Raw genomic sequence first — 3,939 nt, forward strand, 5'->3', positions numbered from 1 at the left:
AAAAAAGTACTATTTTTTATATTAAACTTATCTTTTTTATGATTATACATGCCTTCAACTATAGCTATATAATTATCATAATAGGATATATATAATTTCATTTAATGCTCCCCTTTCTATAAAGCGTCGTATATACTTAGCATTGGTAAAAATACTGATATAACTAATATTGCAACCATTATTCCTACTATTATAATCATTATTGGTTCTATCATAGAAACTAATCTGGTTAAATATATATCTGATTCGTGTTCATAGAATTCTGCCATTTGGCTGCTTATTGTTTCTAATTGACCTGTTTGTTCACCTATTGCTATCATCTGTATAAGTACTGAATCAAAATAGTTATGCTTTTCTAAGTTTTCAGCTAGTGTTTCTCCTCTTATTAAACCTTCTTTAGCTTCTGCTACAGCTTTTTCTGCAATAGAATTGTTAAGTGTGGCTTTTATATGGTCTAATCCTTGTAACAGCGGGTATCCTGTTGCTACAAATAAATATAATGACCTTGAAAATCTCATTGCAACTATACTACTTATTCCTTTACCTAACAAAGGTACTTTGTTTATAACTCTATCTTTATGAGCTCTTCCTAATGGTGTTTTTATATATTGTAATAATACATAAATTCCTGTTCCAATTAAAATTAAAATTAACCACCACCATTTACCCATAAAGTTACCAAGTGCCATGATAATTTTAGTTGATAAAGGTAACTCTGCTCCTATTTCTAATATGGATTTCATCATTTGAGGTATTATAAAACTGGTAAATATAAATAGCATAACCAATGATAAAATTCCTACAATAGCTGGGTAGGTTGAAGCGTTTTTGATTTTTTGATTTATTCTATGTTCTCTCTCATAAAAGACAGCCATACTTTTTAATACAGATTCTAAGGTTCCTGTTTCTTCTCCAGTTGCAACCATTGCCCCTAATAATCTTGGAAATTTTGAGTTTTTTTCTAGCATTGCATCTGCAATTGTAGAACCTTTTCTTACCGAGTCTACTATCCTATTAATTTCTGATGATAGCAGTTTATTCTCTGTCCTTTTTGCTAAAGTTTCTAAACCTATTAAACTATTTATACCTGATGATATAATTATGGCAAACTGCCTACAAAAATGACTTATTGAATCCGCTTTCAATTTTTTTCTTTTGTTTTTATTTCCAAAGAGAGACTGTTCATTTTTTTCTTTTAAGTCTACTATTCTAATTTTCTTTGCTTTTAATTGATTTCTTGCATCACTTAAACTTTTTGCTTCAACAATTCCTTTTGTTTTTGAACCATTTAGCATTATTCCAGTATAACTATATTTGCTCATATTATATCATCCCTTTAATCGCTTATAAATGTTGCTCTTATCATTTCTTCTACTGTAGTCTGTCCTTCCATTACCTTGATTCCTGCATCTTGTCTCATAGTTTTCATTCCTAATTCGTTAGCCTTAGCCAAAATTATATCTTCTTTTACTCCTTGGTCTATTAAATCCCTTATTGATTTGGTTATTTGTATCATTTCATATAACCCTAGCCTACCCTTATAACCTGTATTGTTACACTTATCACATCCACTACCTCTATATAAAGTCAAGCTCTTATCTGTATCATAGTCTAAAGCCTTTTTCTCACCTATACTTGCTTCATACTCATGTTTACAGAATGGGCATATTTTTCTAACTAGCCTTTGTGCAACAACTCCTACTAAAGATGAGGTTATTAAAAAACTATCTATATTCATATCTGAAAGCCTTGATATTGCACCTACTGCTGTATTAGCATGTAGGGTACTTAAAACTAAATGACCTGTAAGAGAAGCTCTTATTGCAATTTCTGCTGTATCATGGTCTCTAATTTCTCCTACCATTATTATATCTGGATCTTGTCTTAAAAAAGATCTTAGTGCACTTGCAAAGTCTAAACCTGCTTTGTAATTAATTTGAGATTGATTTACCCCTTGTAATTCATATTCAACAGGGTCTTCTATTGTAAGTATGTTTTTTTCTACATCATTTAATTGATTAAGCATAGAGTATAAAGTTGTGGTTTTTCCACTTCCCGTTGGTCCTACTACTAGAATTAGTCCATAAGGCTTTGCTAGGAAACTATCATACATTTTTATACTGTCTTGAGTGAAACCTAATTTCTCTTTGCTTACCATAAAGCTCGATTTATCAAGTACTCTCATTACTACTTTTTCATCCTTGCTCGTCGGCATTGTTGAAACTCTAAAATCTACTGGTTTATTGTCTACTGTTAGGTATATTCTACCATCTTGTGGCAATCTTTTTTCTGAAATGTTTAAATTTGCCATAATTTTTATTCGACTTATTATTGCTTTATATGCTTTTGAACTAGTTTTCATATGTTCCATGAGAATCCCATCTACTCTAAACCTAACTCTCATTAAATCTCCGTCATACTCTATATGAATATCACTTGCTTTTTTTCTTACTGCACTTTCTAGTATTCCGTGTACTAGTCTTACTATAGGAGCTGAGTTTACATCTTCTTCTCCTGTTATATCGTCTTTTATTGTACTGTGTACTTCATTTCTAGCATATTCGCTTATAGCTTTATCTATATCTGTACTCGAATACCATAATTCTATAGCTTGATTTATTTCTGCTATTGTTGATATACTTGACACCACATCCATACCCGTTATACGCCTAACATCTTGGATGGCTTCCATATTTTGCGGATCTTCCATAGCTAGATATAGTCTATTGTCTTCTATTTTATAAGGGCATACTTTGTGTCTTTTGCATATATTCTGAGGTACTTTATGAATTGCCTCTGGTCTTATATTTGAAGGGGTAAGATCTATACTGTCCACATTTAGTAGTTCTGTTAGTACATTTGTAAGTAATTCTGCTGTTATTAATCCTTGTTCTATTAGGATTTCACCTATTCTTTTTCCTGTTCCTCTTTGTAGTGATAAGGCTTTTTGTAGTTGTTCTTCTGTTATATATCCATATTGAACTAGTTTATCTCCAATTCTTATTTTTTTTGACATTGTATGCACCTCCTATTGTTGATTAACTAAAAAACCCCGAGGGTTGTACTGACACACGAAGTGGACAAGTTACTACCCCCGGGGGTCATACTGAAAATATATTTCGTCTTTTTATGACTATATCCTTTAAATTCTTGTATAAATTGCACCCCTGGGGGTCTTACTGGGACACGAAGTGGACCAGTTTCTATCTAGTTAAACAGTTGCTAGTCTTTATTTACTACTGTGTATACTAACGATGTTGTTGATACGGTTCCATTATCTCCATCAGCAGATGTCGTTCCATCTGTATATGCTAATCCAAAATCATCTCCAAGTTTTTTTACTGCAGTTTGACTAAATGTGCTATCTGAATCCGGCGTTATAGTCAAAATTATATTTTTAGCGTCAGTATCACTACCTCCCTTTACACTTAAAACATAAGTACCACCATACTTTTTAGCAAGTCCTTCTACCTCTCCTTTTAATACAGTGTCAACATCACCCATAGTAAGTGTTCCATCTGCATATTTAGCTATTGCAGCAGATTTTATAGCACTAATATCAGACTCAACACTAGCAACTTTACTTTTTTCTATTTGAGTAAATAATGATGGCACTGCAACAACCGCTAGCACACCTATAATTGCTATTACTACTAATAATTCTACTAACGTAAAACCTTTGTTATTTTTCTTCTTCTTTACATTCTTAAACATTAAACTTCCCCCCATATTTTTATAATTCCTACCAAAACTCCGGATAAAAAAAGCCATCCTTATTTCGAGCCAACTGTAGTCAGTTGCCTAATAAACATAGCCGGTTGCACCACTAACTCCATATATCCCAGGTGCCCACATACAGAATATATATCACAGTTTCTAATTATACTTATACATTTATAATAACATCCAAAAAACTTTAAATCAATATTTTTATACCAT

Annotated in this window: 3 protein-coding genes and 1 riboswitch; all 3 genes read right to left on the minus strand. The window is 32.0% G+C overall.

Annotated elements, in window-relative coordinates:
- Positions 1 to 116 precede the first annotated feature (116 nt).
- Positions 117 to 1,322 carry a type II secretion system F family protein gene (locus tag ACRC03_RS16965; protein WP_438653785.1) on the minus strand — a complete coding sequence of 402 codons (1,206 nt, stop codon included), beginning with the start codon at positions 1,320 to 1,322 and terminating at the stop codon, positions 117 to 119.
- A gap of 14 nt (positions 1,323 to 1,336) precedes the next feature.
- The gene (locus ACRC03_RS16970; protein WP_438653786.1) at positions 1,337 to 3,016 is read right to left on the minus strand and encodes a GspE/PulE family protein; all 1,680 of its coding nucleotides are present in this window, start codon (positions 3,014 to 3,016) and stop codon (positions 1,337 to 1,339) included.
- Between the two features lie 206 nt (positions 3,017 to 3,222).
- Positions 3,223 to 3,714, minus strand: coding sequence for a type IV pilin protein (locus ACRC03_RS16975; protein ID WP_438653787.1), 492 nt, complete (start codon positions 3,712 to 3,714; stop codon positions 3,223 to 3,225).
- A gap of 89 nt (positions 3,715 to 3,803) precedes the next feature.
- Positions 3,804 to 3,887, minus strand: a riboswitch (cyclic di-GMP riboswitch).
- Between the last annotated feature and the right edge of the window lie 52 nt (positions 3,888 to 3,939).

This window comes from Romboutsia sp. (assembly GCF_051659545.1).
Lineage (GTDB): Bacteria > Bacillota > Clostridia > Peptostreptococcales > Peptostreptococcaceae > JBOFOR01.